A 15,816-nucleotide genomic window follows, 5' to 3' on the forward strand; every position below is an offset into this window, starting at 1 on the left:
GCGGCTTGCATAACGTTTATTGGGCCGCCACGTTGCGTTGTGTGGTCTGGTGTTGTGTTGCAAACGCGTCAGCCGAGAATGTGTTCCCACTTCGCCCGCGTTTTATCCTGCAGTTCCTTGCTCGCCTCGGCGACCTGCGGGAATTCCGCGAGAAAATCGAACGGACGGCACGCGTCGATAATGGCCTTCGAGTTGAACGGCGCCTTGTACGGGTTCGCGATCGACATCGGGTCGTTCTTCGAACCCATGCCGCGCTTCACAATGTCGATATCGATGTCCGGGTCCGTGCGCGTTGCGACTGCCCACATGACTTCCTGCAGATTGGCTGGATCGATGTCGTCGTCGACCACGATCGAATAGCGCGACATGTACGCACCCACGCCGCACTGGCTGAGAATGTGTGCGGCCTGCCGCGCGTGCCCCGCATAGCGCTGACGGATCGACACCACATTGAACATGCGCGCGCCGCCGATCTCGTGTGCCCATACGCCGGCGACGTCCGGCACGCCGGCTGCCTGCAGCGCGTCGACGAGAAGCGCCGAGCGCATCACGGCTTTCGAATACGAATAGTCGTTTGGCGGCTTTGCGGGCGGGCTCCCCATGATGATCGGGTTGTTGCGATAGTAGATCCGCTCGATGGTCACGACCGGCGCCGTCTCCGCCTTGCCGGGGTAATAGCCGTGGAATTCACCGAACGGCCCTTCGATCCTCACATCGCCCGGATGCGCATAGCCTTCGATCACGATCTCCGACGCGCCCGGAAACGGCAGTCCGGTCACTTGTCCCTTCATTACCGAGACAGGCTTCTTCAGGATCGCGCCAATGTAGTTGTACTCGCACATGCCGAACGGCACTTCGATACCTGAAATCAGATAGCCGAGCGGATCGCAGCCGATCACGATCGCGACCGGAAACGGCTTGCCCGCTTTCATGTGTTTGTCGTACTGGATGGCGCCGTGCTTGCCCGGAATCATGTCGAGGCCAACGTGGTTGCGATCGTGGATCATCACTCGGTAAGTGCCGACATTGATCCAGTCGGAGTCGAGGTCTTTCGTCACCACCATGCAGCCAGTGCCGATATATCGGCCGCCATCCTTTTCGTGCCACAGCGGTGCGGGAAACGAGAAAAGATCGACCTCCTCGCCCGACTGCACGTTTTGGAACACAGGGCCGCTCGCACCGGGCACGGGATCGTATTCGGGCGCGTGCGCCTGCCATTGCTTTGGCCTGCCACGCAGTGTTTCGACGAGCGCGCGATGCGTTGCCTGATGTCCCACACGCAGGATCGACGACAACCGCGCAGGACTCGCGGTGCTGCACGTCAACACGCGATGTCCCTTCGGATACCCCGGGATATCGTCGAAGAGCAGCGCCGAGGGCCGCTCTTTCTTTACGTTCAACTCGCTGATCGCGCCGAGTTCGAGATTCCAGTCTGCGCCCGATACATCGGTCAATTCGCCGAGCGCACGCGCCTCGTCGAGCCATGCTCGCAGATCGAGCGGATGGGAAGCCGAACTCTCTGTCACGTCGTGTGTCTCCGATAGATTTGCGATTTCTTTGCTCGTGTTCGTACTTGTGCTCGTACTCGTAAAGCGGGCTTCGCGTCGTCGTGCGCTGCCCGTCTACTCATTGATCGCCACATTGAAGCAACGCTGTGCAGCGTGCAAGCGACCATCGTTCATAACAGGGATGAGAACGATTCATGAGACCGCCCGGATGCGGACGCCGTTGCGAGAACGAACGATGCGCAGTCAGCACGTCAATCGAGTTCGCCAAGCGTTACACCGGACGGCTCACGCCGGCCGTAGCCGCCCGCATACTTGAAGGTGCCCTGCGCGGTCGCGATCAGCGTCTTCGAATCGATCCACGCCTCGCCGCGCGCGAAGTACACCGATCTGCCCTTGCGCTCGAGAAAGCCCTTGCCGATCAGCGTATCGCCCACTCCCTTATCGAGGAAGTTCAGCGTCAACGACAGGGTCACCGCGTGTATCGGCCGCTGCGGGTCGGCGCTATAAAGACCTGCGTAACCGCACGCCGCATCGAGCAACGTCGCCACCACGCCGCCTTGCAGTACCCGTTGCCGGTTCAGCAATCCGGGCTGCAGGCGCAGGCGGAACTCCGCATAGCCATCGCGCCACGCCGTGCGCGACAGCCCGAGGCTGGCAAGAAACGGATTTTCCAGCTCATCGATATCCACTGTTGTTCTCTCCCTTACACGCGTGAGCGGGCCCTACTGCCCCGCACTTCCCGTTATTCCCACGCGGCGCGGCCTGTTCGCGTTCCGGGTTTGTAACGATTGATTAATGTCCGCCGATAGACGACGCTTCGCTCGACTGGACCAAGAGTGCATGAGCGCTTTCGACGCGCGCAAACTAACTTCTTTCATGCCGGCATGAAAAAGTTTCATTTCCTCGGGGTCCGTAAGCAGCCGATCATCCAAGCATTCGTGCAGCTTTCCGCCTGGGCCGCCGACCAGTACCCCGCGCCTGTGCCAGGCGCCGCACGCGCCGATGAGACCCGTTACGACAACCACCAGGCGTCCTTGCATTGCGCTGACATCACATGAGACCCTACATTCCCTCGCTTCAAAGCCTGCTCGCGTTCGAAGCCGCCTCGCGGCATCTGAGCTTCACCCGCGCGGCACAAGAACTCGAGTTGACACAAACGGCCATCAGCCACCAGATCAAGACACTGGAAGACCGCCTCGAGGTGAAGCTGTTCGTGCGCCGCCGCAACGTGCTCGCGCTGACTCCGGCCGCACGCGAGTACCTGCATTCCGTGCATGAGGCGATCAATCTGCTGTCCATCGCCACGGCACATGCACGCAAGAAAAAACCGAGCACCGTGCTCACGGTCACGTGTCTGCCCACTTACGCAGTCAAATGCCTGATTCCCGCGCTGCCGGAATTCCAGCGCGCACATCCGGACATCACGGTGCATCTGGCAACCAGTTCGACTTTCAACGAGTTCGACCGCAACAGTTACGACGTCGCGATCCGTTATGGCTCGGGGCGCTGGGCGTCCGCGCGCTCTGACCGGCTGCATGACGAAGAATTTTTCCCGGTGTGCTCGCCCGCGGTGCTGGCGGAAGCCGGCGAGTTCCAATCGGTGGAAGAAGCGCTTTCGCGCATGCGGCAGGTACGCACGTACTTTTATTCGATGTATCAGGACGACTGGCCTGCATGGCTCGAAGCGGCGGTACAGGAGCCTGTCGAATTTGCCGGCGAGTCCGTTTTCCATCTGCAGCTCACCTCGCTCGCCGCGGCTGTCGACGGGGTCGGCATTGCAATCGGCCGCACGCCTCTTGTGAACGCCGATCTCGCGAGCGGCAAACTCGTTGCGCCGTTCGACGTGCGCGTGCCGTCGAACTCCGCGTATTTCATTTCGTCCCCTGTCGACAAGGCGCGCACGAGAAAAGTCGAAGCGTTCCGCGAGTGGGCGCTCTCGCGGCTCGGGGAAAATCGCGATCGCGACAGCGACGCGGCACAACGCGAGGCCGCCTCGCCCTCTGTGCCCGAGCCCTGCTGAGTTCATGTCCAGCACTCATCCGCTCACCAACGATCCGCCTTTTCGCAGCGTCGCTGTCCTGCTCGACGAGCACCGCCGGGCAACGCCTGACAAGCCCGCCATCGTCGATGTAGAACAGCGGGTGAGCATGAGCTTCGAAGAACTGGCGCACTCCGTCGACGTGATCGCGAGCCAGTTCGCGCGGCGCGGCGTGAGCCGAGGCACTCGTGTCGTGCTCGCCGACTGCGATGCGCCCGACAAACTGCTGCTGTGGCTCGGCGCGTGGCGGCTCGGTGCAGTCGTATGTCCGCTCGACGTGCCCTTCGTCGGTAAAGACATCGCGCGCACGCTACTCGACACGATCCGGCCTACGCTCGTCGTGTTCTCCGCCGACGCCGCGGACGTCTCCGTCGCGGGGCCGAACGTGCCGGTCGTGCGTTTCGTTTCGTGGACCCGCGCCGCTCAGGTGCACGAAGACGCTGACCTCGGCGTTGGCGATACGATCTCGTTGCAGAACAAAACGCATGACGCCGCGCCGCTACCCGACGGCGCAACCCTGTGCACGCCCGACGACGTTGCGTCGATGTGCTGCACCTCCGGCACAACGGGCATTCCGAAGATCGTCGTCTACGACCACCGGTCATACTGGCTCAATGGCCTCGACAGCATCCACTTGCTAGGTTCGGGCCGCGACGACCGCATGCTCGAATACCGTTCGTTCGACTGGTACTCCGCACAAATACTCAGTTTCATTCCGTTCCTTCAACTCGGTTCGACGCTGTGCGTCGCGCGCCGTTTCTCGCGCAGCCAGTTCGGCGAATGGATTCGTGAGCAGCGTATTACTGTGTGCGCAGGCGTGCCGACTGTCCTGAACATGCTGCTGGAAGCGCCGCTCGATGCGAGTGCCCAGACCTTCGCGTCACTGCGCGCGATGACATGCAGCACCGCGCCGCTATCGCCGGTTCAATGGATGCGTTTTGAAGAACTGTATGGCATCCGTATCCTGAACCTGTATGGGTCGTCGGAAGCGGGATGGATGTGCGGCAACCGGCTGCAACATCGAAAGCTCGGAACGGTCGGTCGTCCGGCGCCGCATATCCGCTTCGATATCGTCGACGCGCACGGCATGCCATGCGCCGCGGACGTCGAAGGCCAGGTTGTCGTAGACGGTGAAAAGCTCGCGCTCGGCGTGTTGCAGCAGGACGGCTCACTGCTGCCGATTCGCGGCGCGCCGTACTTTACGCGGGACATCGCTTCACGCGATAGCGACGGCTTCGTGCGCATGGCAGCCCGCATGGACGACATAATCATTCGAGGCGGCGTGAAGATCGCGCCGCAGGAAATCGAAGATGTAATGCGCACGCATGTGCATGTGCAGGACGTCGCGGCGCTCGGTGTGCCCGACCCTGTGTACGGGCAGGAAACCATCTGTTTCGTGGTCCTTCAGCCGGGCGTGGCGTTCAACCTTGAAGCACTGCGCGCGCATTGCCGCCGGCAACTGCCGCGCGAAAAAATGCCGAAGGACATCTATCCGGTTGCTGGACTGCCGCGCAGCGCGCGCGGCAAGATCCTGCGCGACGTGCTGCGTCAACAGTGGTGGGGAATCGTCAACGCGCGAAGAGATGTGTCGGAATCGGAGCCGGAACAGGAGTAAAGCGGCGCGCCTATTGGTCGCGATAGGCGACCATCTGTAGCTCGACGAGGAAGCCGTGGTGCAACTCGGGCACCGGCACAACCGCGCGCGAGGGCTTATGCGTGCCGAAATGCTCCGCGTAGAGCCGGTTGAACTCCGGCCAGTTCTTCACGTCGACGATATAGGCGGTGCACTGCACGACGTCAGTCAGCGCACAGCCCGCTTGCTCCAGCACCCGTTCGCAATGCGTGAGCGTTGCGCGCACCTGACGTTCGAAGTTGTCTGGGCCCTCGGTAGCCACGCCAGGGCCCGGCAACATGCCTGACACGAACGTGAAGCCGCCCGCCTGCACGGCCTGCGAATAGTGTCCGCCGGGAGCCGGCACCTTGTCGGTAAAGATGAAATTCATGATTCATATCTCTTCAGGTAAGGGTTGGCCGCGCGTTTCCGGTAGCCACGGCGCGAGCGCAAGGCCCACCAGATAAATGAAACCGACCGTAACCGCCGCATGACCGTAGCCGCCGAAGCGGGTAATCAGCGTGCCGGCAACGAGCGGCCCGGTCCATGCCAGAAAGCGCGGAACGTTGAAGCACAGCGCAATGGCGGTGCCGCGCACGCGCGTCGGATAAAGCTCCGGCAGCCATGTCGGCATCCACGTATATTGCCCCAGGCTAAAAATGCCGGCCACGCAAGCCACTGCGAGCAGCAGACCGACGTTGTGCGTCCACATGAAGAGCACCGGCGTCAGCACGAACGCCATCGCAAAGAAAAGACAGGTGATTCGCTTGCGGCCATACGCGTCGGCGAGAAACCCCAGGCCGATATAACCGCTGATCGCACCGACGTTATAGGCCATGCCCGCGAAGCTCGCCCAGGAGGCCGCGTGAAGTCCCGCACGTGCCGCGACGGAGCCGATGTAGGGCGGCACCCATGTGGAGATGCCCCACCAGCCAAGCGTCGTGCTGAGCGACATCAGCACGGCGATCCACGTGCGGCGGCGCAGTTTCGGGTCGGCCAGCAGATCGACAAGGGTAAAGCGTGCAAGCGCCTGTTCCCGCTCGTCGAGCGCCGCCCCTGCCTCCCTGCGCGAGCGTCGCCTTGCGCTGTTTGTTCACATGCTGCCATTGCTCCGACTCGGGAATGCCCGCGCGCATCCACAAGGTCGCGAGGCCCGGCAGCACGCCGATCAGATACATGTAGCGCCACGCGTGCTCGCCCGCGCTGCTCATGAAAAGCCATATCAGCGACGCCACGAAAAAGCCGGTACCAAGCCCGCATTGCATGAGCCCCGCACCCTTGCCGCGATGCCGGTCGGGCCAGATTTCGGCGGTCATCGCCGTGCCCGTCGCCCACTCCGAGCCCATCGCCAGACCGACGACGAAGCGCAGTGCTGCGAACGAAGCCCAGTTCCATGAAAGCGCGCTCAGGCCCGTGGTTAGCGAATACGCCAGAATCGCGAACATCATCATCCGCTTGCGACCGATATAGTCGGTCAGAATGCCGCCGATCAATCCGCCGATGCCCCAGCCGAGCAACGTCAACGCGATCACGAGCCCAGCGTAGAACGGAATCTGCGCGTGCTCGGAAGGCGCGAGCAACTGGCCGAGTGCGCCGCCCACGGTGAGAACCAGGGCATAGGTTTCGTATCCGTCGAAGAACCAGCCGAGGTTGGACGCGATCAGCCCGCTCCACTGCTGCCGGTTGATCGAGCGATACCACACTGTTTCCGGTGCAGCGTCTGCGGCGACGCAAGCCTCCGTACGCAAGCCGCGTGTGCCGCCGCCGCGCCCCTCTTTCAGAGGTTGCTGCATCGCCTGTCTCCTCGCTGACATGGTGTGCGCCATGCCGTCCGTTGTTCTGCAGTCGCACTTAGTGCATTGAAGTGCGTTGCGCTGCGTTACTGCGTGAGCCTCGTTGCGTTTGCGCGCTTTGCGCTACGCGGGAACACCAGGCGTTGTGGACTTGCGCATTTGCGCGGCGAGCTTCACCGCCTGAATGATCTCGGGATATGCAGCGCAGCGGCATAAATTGCCCGACAGGAAATGCCGGATCTCCGCTTCACTCGGATCGGGATTGCGCTCGAGCAACTGGCGGCTCATGAGGATGAAGCCTGACGTGCAAAACCCGCACTGAAACGCACCGCACTCGATGAACGCCTGCTGCACCACGTCGAGCTCGCCGTCGGCGTCCAGTCCTTCGACAGTGCAGACTTCGCCGCCGTCGGCCATCGCAGCAAGATAAAGGCAGCCGGACACGCTCTCACCGTTGACGATCAAAGTGCAACATCCGCACAGCCCCTGACCGCAGCTTTCGCGGGCGCCATACAGCGCAAATTGCTGACGCAGCACTTCGAGAATGGTGTAATGCGGCTCGACGTCGGCGCTAACGCGCTCACCGTTCAGCTTGAACTGGATCTTGATGGAAGTGGCGCTCATGTTTATTCCTCTGATAGCGGTTCGTTGCGCGCGGCGCACAGCGCGCGGTACACACCCTCGGGCGTGAGCGGCAGCGACTTCAGACGCACGCCGACCGCGTCTTCAATGGCTTCCGCGATTGCGGACGCGACGCCGAACGTCGCACTCTCGCCCACGCCTTTCGCGCCGAACGGTCCGTTGTTCTGCACGGAGTCCACGGTCTCGCGCCCGATATCCGGCGGGATGTCGTGGATACCCGGAATCTTGTATTCCGCGAACGACGCATTGCGCAGTTGCCCGACCCCATCGAACTCCATGCGCTCGAAGAGCGTAATGCCGAGCTGCATGATGGCCGCGCCGGAAATCTGCGTGTCGACTACCTTCGGATTGATCGGCGTGCCGCAATCGACCACATGCTCGAAGCGTAATAGCTTGAAGTGGCCCGTCTCCGTATCCACTTCGACTTCGACGCCGCAGCCGCCCACCATCCAGTTCGGCGTGATGTTCTCCGACTGCCCCGTCTCGTGTTCCGGCGACTTGTACGAAGGAATGAAACTGCCGATACCCACGATGTTGCCCGCCTGCATCCCATACTTGCGTCGCAGCAGTTCGCCCGCGCGACTCGCGGGCACGGCCGGCACGCCCAGTTCATCGGCAAGTTCGATGAGCTTGCGATTTACGTCTTCGGCGGCGAGACGCACGGCGTGGCCCATGTGGAACGTCGAGCGCGACCCGAGCGTCGCCATGTCGTAAGGCGTGATGTCGGTGTCCGGCCGCATCACGCGGATGCGTTCGGCGGGAATGCCCAGCACTTCGCCGGCCATCAATGCGATCGCGGTTTCCGACGCCTGCCCCATGTCCACCGTGCTCGAATAGACCGTGCAGCTGCCGTCGCCCGCGAGGCTCACCATTGCCATTGACGTTGTCGGCGCAACCAGCGCCTTGAAGCCGACGCCAATGCCTCGCCCACGCCGCAGTGCGCCTGTGCCGCGCTCGAACGGAGCCGCCCAGTTCAACCGCGTCGCGACCCGTTCCAGCACCAGGTCGATCGCCGCGTCATGCATCGGCGTACCGGTTGCATGCGGACGGCCTTCGCGCAAAATATTGCGGCGGCGGAATTCGAGCGGATCGATGCGCAACGCGCGTGAAATCATGTCGGCATGACTCTCGTATGCCCACACCATCTGCGGAATACCGAAGCCGCGAAATGCGCCGGCGGGCGGCAAATTCGTGTACACCTGATACGAATCGATCCACACGTTCTCGATATCGTACGGGCCGGAAGCGGTGAAGCCGGACTTCTGCGTGACGCGCGGGCCTATATCCGCATACGCGCCGCCGTTCCACCACACCTGGCATTTGCGCGCCGTAATGCGCCCTGCTTCGTTCACGGCCGTTTTCATGCGAAACGTGGTCGCATGCTTGGTGATCGTGAAAAACTGCTCTTCCATGGTCAGCGAAATCTTCACGCTGCGCCGCGACAGCAACGCAAGCGCGACGACGAGCGCTTCCAGCTTGATATAGAGCTTCGCGCCGAAGCCGCCGCCGAGCAACGCCGTTTTCACGCGTACACGGTTTTCGTCCCAGCCGAGCAGACGTGCAATCTCGATGCGCACGAAAGACGGACTCTGCGAAGCAGTGTGCACGGTGAGCATGCCGGTGCCCAGATCGGGCTCGGCAAGCGACACCATCGGCTCGAGCGGCGTGTGCATGACCTGCTGGGTCGTAAACGTGTCGTCGAATACATGCGCGGCGGTCGCAAAGGCCGCCTCGACGTCGCCACGACGCAACTGGAAGTCGAGCGCCACATTCGTGCCCTTGCGCCCCGCCAGATGCTTCAGATCGGGGAACGTACCTGCAGGGCGCAGAAATTCGTGGACCAGAACTTCCGATTGCGCGGCCTCCACTTCGTTGAACACGGCCGGCAATTCTTCGTACTCGGCCATGATCAGATGCGTCGCCTCTTCGGCGACATGCGGGTCGGCCGCAAGCACGACGGCCACCGGCTCGCCGATATAGCGCACCTTGTCCAGCGCGAGAATCGGCTGGTCGTGAAACGCGGGGCCATAGTACGGCTCCGGAATCACTCTACGGATATCTTCGCCGGTGTACACCGCGAACACGCCTTCCATTTCGCTGGCCGCGCTCGTGTCAATATTGACGATCTTGCCGTGCGCCACCGTGCTGCGAAAAATTTTGCCGTACAGCATGCGCGGCAGCACGAGGTTGTGAATGTACTCGGCGCGGCCCGTCACCTTCGAACGCGCTTCGAGCCGGTTCAATGCCCGGCCCACCTGTTTGTCAGCCGGCTTTTTTTCCAACGTCTTGTCGATCTTCATTACACGCGCTCCCCGAGTTGAGCGGCGCGCCCACTCGCGGTGGCCAGCGCCGTGCGCACCGCGCGGCCCAGATAGACCTTCAACAGCCCTTTCTTGTAGCTCGCAGACCCATGAGGATCGCCGACGATGTCGAGTTGCGCCGCACCGGCCTCGCCCGCTTCGCGCAGGATCGCGTCGTTGGGCAGTGCGCCGCAAAGGAGCGCCTCGGCCTGCGTAAGCCGCGTCGGCCGATCCGTCGCCGCGCCGACGATCACGCTTGCGCGGCCAATGCGCTCTCCCTGCATGTCGAGCACTACCGCGACGCCGAGCGCGGGCCAGTCGTGCGCCGCGCGCGTGGTGACCTTCATGTACGCAGCCGGCCGCCCCGCTTGCTGCGGCACGTTCACTTCGGAAATCAGTTCGTCGCGAGCGAGCACCGTTTCGTAGTAACCGGTGCACAGGTCTTCCACCGGCAACGTCCGTTCGCCCCGGGGACCCGTGATTGTCACGCGTGCGCCGAGAGACGTGAGCACCGGCGGCATGTCCATATGAGGATCGGCGTGGCCGAGATTGCCGCCGATGGTTGCGACATTGCGCACGCGCACATTCGACAGCGTGCGCAACGTGCGGGCGATTAGCGGCCAGCCTTCCTTCACGAGCGGCGAATGTTCGAGCGTCGCAAGTCGAGTCAAACCGCCAATACGCAACTCGCCGTTTTCGCCGGCACGTACCTGTGCAAACTGCGGCTCGATGTCGCGCAAACTGACGAGGCGGGTTGGCCGCAGCACGCCGGCCTTCATCATCAACATGACCGCTGTGCCGCCGCCCATCGGACGGATGTCCGGGTCTTCCGGGTCCAGCAGCGCGATCGCTTCTTTCAGCGACCGCGGCCTCGCGAGCTCAAACGGAATCATTTAAAGCACTCCTTGTTGCGCGTGTTTTTGCATGTTTTCCTGCGCGTGTGTCAGTCGATCTGGCGGGCAGTAGCCGGCGCTAGTGGACACTAGCGGGCACAGTCCGCGCGATCCAGCAGCGCGTGAAGTTCGCGAGCGACAATGTCCGGCGTCTCCAGCGGCGTGAGGTGCCGCGCTTTCGGAATCTCGGTCAGCGTCGAGCCGGCAATGCCGGCATGGAGCACGCGTGCCATCGCGGGTGTCGCCGCATAGTCCTCTTCGCCGACGATCACACAGGTCGGCACTTTGACGTCCGCCATCAGAGCACGACCGTCGAACGAACCGAGCATGCGTCCCGTGGCTGCGAACGCAGCAACGTCATTGCGCAAAAACGTATCGACGCAGCGCTGGACGACGTCTGGGTGCTCCGCGCGGAAAGCGTCGCTGAACCAGCGTGTCGTCTGGAAGCCGACCAGCGGCGCGAGGCCGCCGGTCTCGGCTTTTTGAGCGCGCTCGTTCCAGTCTTGCGGCGCGCTTTCGCCGTACCACGCGGTCGTGTCGATCAGGCCTGCGGCAATCGCGTCCGGACAGGTGGCTGCGAACTGCAGCGCGACACAACCGCCCATCGACGCACCCGCTATCACCACGTTGCGAAAATTCACCGCGCGCAGCACGTCGTACACGTCTTCCGCGAAAAGCGCGACCGTGTATGGACCTGCCGGCTTGTCCGACGCGCCGTGACCGCGCGCATCGATTGTGAGCACCGATGCGCGCGGCCGCAGCCGCTCGACCACCGGCGTCCAGAAGTGACGGTCCATCGCGAGCGAATGCACGAGCACCACGCGCACCGTGTTTTCTTTCGCGCCGTAGAGGCTGTAGCCGATTCGCGTACCGTCGCGCACGGCAACGTGCGACGACACGACATCGGGATTGGCCGGTTGATTCATTGCGTACTCCACTGGCTGTCGGATGGGTTCGAGTTCAGGTTTTCGAGCCCGCAGCCGGATATTGCGGGTTGCCCACAGACGCGGCAAACGACGATCTTTCATGTAAAGCATGAAAACGATTCATCGGCTGCGAACGAACGTGCCATGACACTTGCGACGGCGCGCAACGGGCAATGCGCAAGAAAAAGCCGGTTGAAACCTGCGAGGTTCCAACCGGCTTTCTTCTGCATCGAGCAGAAAGGAAGGTACTGCTAGAACCAGTGATTCATGCCGAACGAGATGCCGGTCTGCTTCTGGTGGCCCGACGGGTTCAACGTTGCATTGGTGACATAAACGCCGGTGAAATGCGTGTAGTCGATATCCGCATACAACTCGGTGCGCTTCGATAGCAGATAGTCGATGCCGAGAATCGCCACGTCCTTCCTGCCGTCGACGCCGCCTGTTTTGTTCTTGTTGTCGTAGTACGCGGCAGTCACGCTGAAAAACGGCGTGGCCTGATAACGTACGCCGCCCCACAAATACTGATTGCGCGTCATGCTTCGCGCCGAGACCGGGGTGTCCTGCAAATTGAGCGAATATCCGGCCATGACGTCGACCGGTCCCACTGTCACCGTGCCGCCCGCCGTGTACTGATCATTGCCGAAGTACTCGCTCGAAGTCGCCGTGAGCGGATTCGACTTATGCGTGTAGCCCGCGCCGAGTTTGATGGTCTGGCCACGGTAATTCAGGCCGCCGGCCAGCGTCGACCCATGTGCGGCGCTGCCCGGCACGCCGCCCAGCGCATACTCGCCGCGGACAACCCACGGTCCGAAGATGCCACGATAGTTGATGTCATTGTCGTCGCGTCCGGTGTTGCCGCCCGACACCGCGGTCGACTCGGTAATACCGAGGTAATGAAAGTCGAACGGCTCGAAGTCCTTGATCAGGAAATGCTGCAACGTGAACTGGCGGCCAATGTCGATCTGCCCGAAGGGTCCGCCTACGCCGACAGTCGAGGTGCGCTGGAAGATCTGATTGTTCGTGTTGTTGTTCGCGCCGGTAGAAAGCACGAAGCCAGCTTCCAGATTAAAGCGTGCATAGTAGCCCCCGCCCAGGTCTTCCTTGCCTTCGAAGCCCCAACGGTTCGAGTTGTAGACGCCGTTGGACGCCATGGAAAGGGCCGCGCCGCCCGCCTTGGTTCCGTTCACCAGATTGCGCAAGCCGCCGTCGAGCGAGCCGTATAACGTGACGCTGCTCTGCGCGTGAGCCGCGCCGCTCGACAGTCCCAGCAGCGTGAATGCCGCCAGCGAGCGCGTCAGATTGCCTGCGCGTAGAGCGGTGACCGCTCCTCCTTTTTCGTCCATATCTCCTCCATCGATGTCGTTCTATTGATCTGGCGGGACGTGCAGGGCGTGACGTTTCCTGCGTCGTCCACCGCGGGTACGCCGGAGCGTCGTCGCTCCAGGCGGCGTGCGCAGACCTGCGGGGTCAAGGACCGCAGACCGCGCGCAGCCGCGCGCGACGCTCCCATTGCGGTGAGCGCAGACTGAGGCAGAACGCCCTCCCCTCGCAAACGCTGATTTCTCATATACGTCATGAACGGATTTCATCTGAGGTCAATGCGAAGACCTCATGCCGTGCATGAACAGATTTCGTTTGAACGACGCGGCGCATGTCATACAACCTGAGCGGACGGACACACGAACATGCCGCACTGCGTATCAACGACAGACGATGAACATGGACCGACGCAAACGTGTCGTGGTGGGAATCAGCGGCGCTATCGATCACACGTCTGGACGTGTTCCCGATCTGTTCGATATCGACGCGGCACGGTCAAGCGCTGGACCGGCGAAGAAATTCGGACGCTTGTCAGCGTGGCGAACGGTTGACCCGCGCCCCTGAAGGCGAAACCCGTCAAACTCCCACCCGCTGCTTTACACGCCCGCGCGGCGCGCCGCTGCGCGCCGGCGGCACAACCTCCGCGAGCAGCTCGTCATGCAAGCCGCGCAAGACTTCCACGAACGCCAACGCGAGCCGCTCCCGCGGCCTGTGCGGCGGAAACAGCAGATAGGTCTGAAAGCGCGTGGCCGGCACGAACGGGCGAATGGCGATGTCCGGCCCGGCATAGTCGCGCGCGACGATCGGATGCGCGAGCGTCACGCCCATCCCGTGACGGACCATCTCGCAGCACATTGCCGTGTATTGCGCCTCGATTGCCAGCACGCGCTGCACGCCCGCACGCAGGAACACCTCGTCCATCAAGGCGCGCGTGCCGTCACCGTGACAAAGCGAGATGAACGACTCGCCCTCCAGGTCCTCCGGCTTGATGATGCGTTTTGCCGCGAGCCGATGCGCAGCCGGCATCACGCACACGGCGGCCACGTCCGAAAGCTGCTCGACCTCGCAATCGGATGCCTCGCTCACGTACACCGCCACACCCAGGTCGCAAAACTGCGAAGCCGTCCAATGGTTAACCGTGGCCGACGTATTCACATGAAGCGACACCGTCACGTCGGGAAATAGCTCGACAAAGCGTTTGATCGCATGCGGCACCAGCGTCATGCCCGCTGAAGGCATGGCTGCGATGCGCAGCCGTCCGCTGCCGAGGTTGCGAATCTGCGCGGCCGCATTCGCCAACCCCTGCAAGCCGACGAAAGCGCGGTCGACTTCGCGAAAGAACGCCTCGCCCTCGCTCGTCGGAATCAGACGCACGCCGCTGCGCTGAAAAAGTTGCAAGCCGGTATCCCGTTCCAGTTGTGCGATGAGGCGGCTCACGTTCGGCTGCGACGTGAAGAGAGCCTTGGCCGCGGCGGTCATCGACCCCGACACCATCACCGCGCGAAACGCCTCGATATGCTTCAGATTCATGCGTGTTTTCCCCAGGCTAATGCGTGCTAATCCATATCATCCATGCATGGATAGGTATTTTATTCGTATTGGACGACATGACCAGCCGGCGCGACACTGCTTTTCACCGACGGGCAGCGAAGCCCGCCCCCACACATCGGAACTGGAGATCGTCGTCATGAAAAGAGCGTTGCATCGCCGTCTGTCCGCCCCGTCCCACACCGCAATCGCGGCCGTTTCCTTCGCCTTGAGCCTCGCCGCGCCGCTTCTCGCGCAAGCCGAGACTACTCTTTATGTCGCCAACGTTGGCGGTTCGAACGAGCAGGTCTACCGGCAAAAAATCATTCCGGCGTTCGAAAAGGCGCATAACGTCAAGATCGTCTACGTCGCGGGAAATTCGAGCGATACGCTCGCCAAGCTCCAGGCGCAGAAAGGCCACCAGCAGATCAACGTCGCGGTAATGGACGACGGCCCCATGTATCAGGCGATGCAATTGAATCTGTGCGCAAAGCTCGACGACGCGCCCGTGATGCAGGACGTCTACCCGCTCGCGAGGCTCGGCCCCACGGCGATAGGCGTAGGCATGGTCGCAACGGGCATTGGCTACAACGAGGAAGCATTTAAAAAGGCTGGCTTGCCGCCGCCCGACTCGTGGAAGTCGCTCACGGACAGTCGCATCAAAGGCAAGCTTGGCGTGCCGCCGATCACCAACACATACGGCCTGCACACGCTCGTGATGCTCGCGCGTCTGTCCGGCGGCGGCGAAAAAAATATCGATCCGGGCTTTGCCGCAATGACGAAACAGGTCGCGCCGAACGTGCTGTCCTGGGCGCCGACGCCCGGCGAGATGGACGGCCATATGCAATCCGGCGACGTGATTCTCGCGCCGTATGGCAGTGGCCGCGCGGTGGCATTGCAGAACACCGGCTTTCCGCTGAAATTCATCTACCCGAAGGAAGGCGCGGTCGCGTTGCAGGTAGCGGCGTGCGTCGTCGCCGAGAATGCGCAGCCGCAGTTGTCGCAACAGTTCGTGCAATACCTGTTGAGCCCGGAAGTGCAAACCGTGCAGGCGCAAGGCATCGGTCTCGGTCCGGTCAACAAGACGGTGAAGCTGACGCCGGAAATCGCTGCGCGCGTGCCCTATGGTCCCGATCAGATCTCGAAGCTGACCTCGATGGACTGGGCGACCATCAACCAGCATCGCACGGAATGGACGGAGCGCTGGAACCGTTCGGTCGAGCGCTGATGCGCGGCACCGGCAAGTCCCTCGCGCGG

At 62.4% G+C, this 15,816-nt stretch carries 14 protein-coding genes; 3 read left to right on the forward strand and 11 right to left on the reverse strand.

What is annotated here, in order from left to right; genetic code table 11:
- Positions 1-68 precede the first annotated feature (68 nt).
- Together ACTJLB_RS19275 and ACTJLB_RS19280 are read right to left on the reverse strand one after the other, a co-directional pair.
- The gene (locus ACTJLB_RS19275) at positions 69-1,526 is read right to left on the reverse strand and encodes a UbiD family decarboxylase (protein ID WP_440784205.1); all 1,458 of its coding nucleotides are present in this window, start codon (positions 1,524-1,526) and stop codon (positions 69-71) included.
- 233 nt (positions 1,527-1,759) lie between these two features.
- Entirely contained in the window at positions 1,760-2,197 is a 438-nt protein-coding gene (locus tag ACTJLB_RS19280; RefSeq protein WP_440784206.1) for a PaaI family thioesterase, read from the reverse strand.
- A gap of 365 nt (positions 2,198-2,562) precedes the next feature.
- Here ACTJLB_RS19280 and gcvA point away from each other — a divergent pair, with 365 nt between their 5' ends.
- Positions 2,563-3,528 (forward strand): transcriptional regulator GcvA, encoded by a 966-nt coding sequence (gene gcvA, locus ACTJLB_RS19285; RefSeq protein WP_408414068.1) that lies wholly within the window; start codon positions 2,563-2,565, stop codon positions 3,526-3,528.
- A 4-nt stretch (positions 3,529-3,532) separates the two neighbouring features.
- On the forward strand, positions 3,533-5,161 hold the full coding sequence (locus ACTJLB_RS19290) for a class I adenylate-forming enzyme family protein (RefSeq protein ID WP_440784207.1): 1,629 nt from the start codon (positions 3,533-3,535) through the stop codon (positions 5,159-5,161).
- Positions 5,162-5,171: 10 nt separating this feature from the next.
- On the opposite strand, the gene ACTJLB_RS19295 is transcribed toward ACTJLB_RS19290, so the two are convergent.
- The 9 genes from ACTJLB_RS19295 to ACTJLB_RS19335 form a co-directional block, all read right to left on the reverse strand.
- Positions 5,172-5,549, reverse strand: a complete 378-nt coding sequence (locus ACTJLB_RS19295) for a RidA family protein (protein WP_088173913.1) — start codon at positions 5,547-5,549, stop codon at positions 5,172-5,174.
- Between the two features lie 3 nt (positions 5,550-5,552).
- Entirely contained in the window at positions 5,553-5,996 is a 444-nt protein-coding gene (locus tag ACTJLB_RS19300; protein ID WP_440784208.1) for an MFS transporter, read from the reverse strand.
- Positions 5,986-6,951: an MFS transporter gene (locus ACTJLB_RS19305; RefSeq protein ID WP_440784209.1), complete on the reverse strand. Its 966-nt coding sequence runs from the start codon at positions 6,949-6,951 to the stop codon at positions 5,986-5,988. Before ACTJLB_RS19305 ends, ACTJLB_RS19300 begins: the two co-directional genes overlap by 11 nt.
- Positions 6,952-7,074: 123 nt before the next feature.
- A complete protein-coding gene (locus ACTJLB_RS19310; protein WP_408414060.1) occupies positions 7,075-7,575 on the reverse strand; it encodes a (2Fe-2S)-binding protein in 501 nt (166 codons plus the stop codon).
- Positions 7,576-7,577: 2 nt separating this feature from the next.
- Positions 7,578-9,893 (reverse strand): xanthine dehydrogenase family protein molybdopterin-binding subunit, encoded by a 2,316-nt coding sequence (locus tag ACTJLB_RS19315; protein WP_440784210.1) that lies wholly within the window; start codon positions 9,891-9,893, stop codon positions 7,578-7,580.
- Complete coding sequence (locus tag ACTJLB_RS19320; protein ID WP_087753355.1) at positions 9,893-10,786, reverse strand: FAD binding domain-containing protein; 894 nt, start codon at positions 10,784-10,786, stop codon at positions 9,893-9,895. The genes ACTJLB_RS19315 and ACTJLB_RS19320 overlap by 1 nt, the downstream gene beginning before the upstream one ends.
- Before the next feature lie 89 nt (positions 10,787-10,875).
- Positions 10,876-11,712 (reverse strand): alpha/beta fold hydrolase, encoded by an 837-nt coding sequence (locus ACTJLB_RS19325; protein ID WP_440784212.1) that lies wholly within the window; start codon positions 11,710-11,712, stop codon positions 10,876-10,878.
- Positions 11,713-11,963: 251 nt separating this feature from the next.
- Positions 11,964-13,055 (reverse strand): porin, encoded by a 1,092-nt coding sequence (locus ACTJLB_RS19330; RefSeq protein WP_440784214.1) that lies wholly within the window; start codon positions 13,053-13,055, stop codon positions 11,964-11,966.
- 553 nt (positions 13,056-13,608) lie between these two features.
- Positions 13,609-14,562: a LysR substrate-binding domain-containing protein gene (locus ACTJLB_RS19335; RefSeq protein WP_310066495.1), complete on the reverse strand. Its 954-nt coding sequence runs from the start codon at positions 14,560-14,562 to the stop codon at positions 13,609-13,611.
- A 157-nt stretch (positions 14,563-14,719) separates the two neighbouring features.
- Between ACTJLB_RS19335 and ACTJLB_RS19340 the strand changes: the two genes are divergently transcribed.
- The gene (locus ACTJLB_RS19340) at positions 14,720-15,787 is read left to right on the forward strand and encodes an ABC transporter substrate-binding protein (RefSeq protein ID WP_020066283.1); all 1,068 of its coding nucleotides are present in this window, start codon (positions 14,720-14,722) and stop codon (positions 15,785-15,787) included.
- The last annotated feature ends 29 nt before the right edge of the window (positions 15,788-15,816 follow it).

This window comes from Paraburkholderia sp. 22098 (assembly GCF_052045935.1).
Classification (GTDB): Bacteria; Pseudomonadota; Gammaproteobacteria; order Burkholderiales; family Burkholderiaceae; genus Paraburkholderia; species Paraburkholderia caledonica.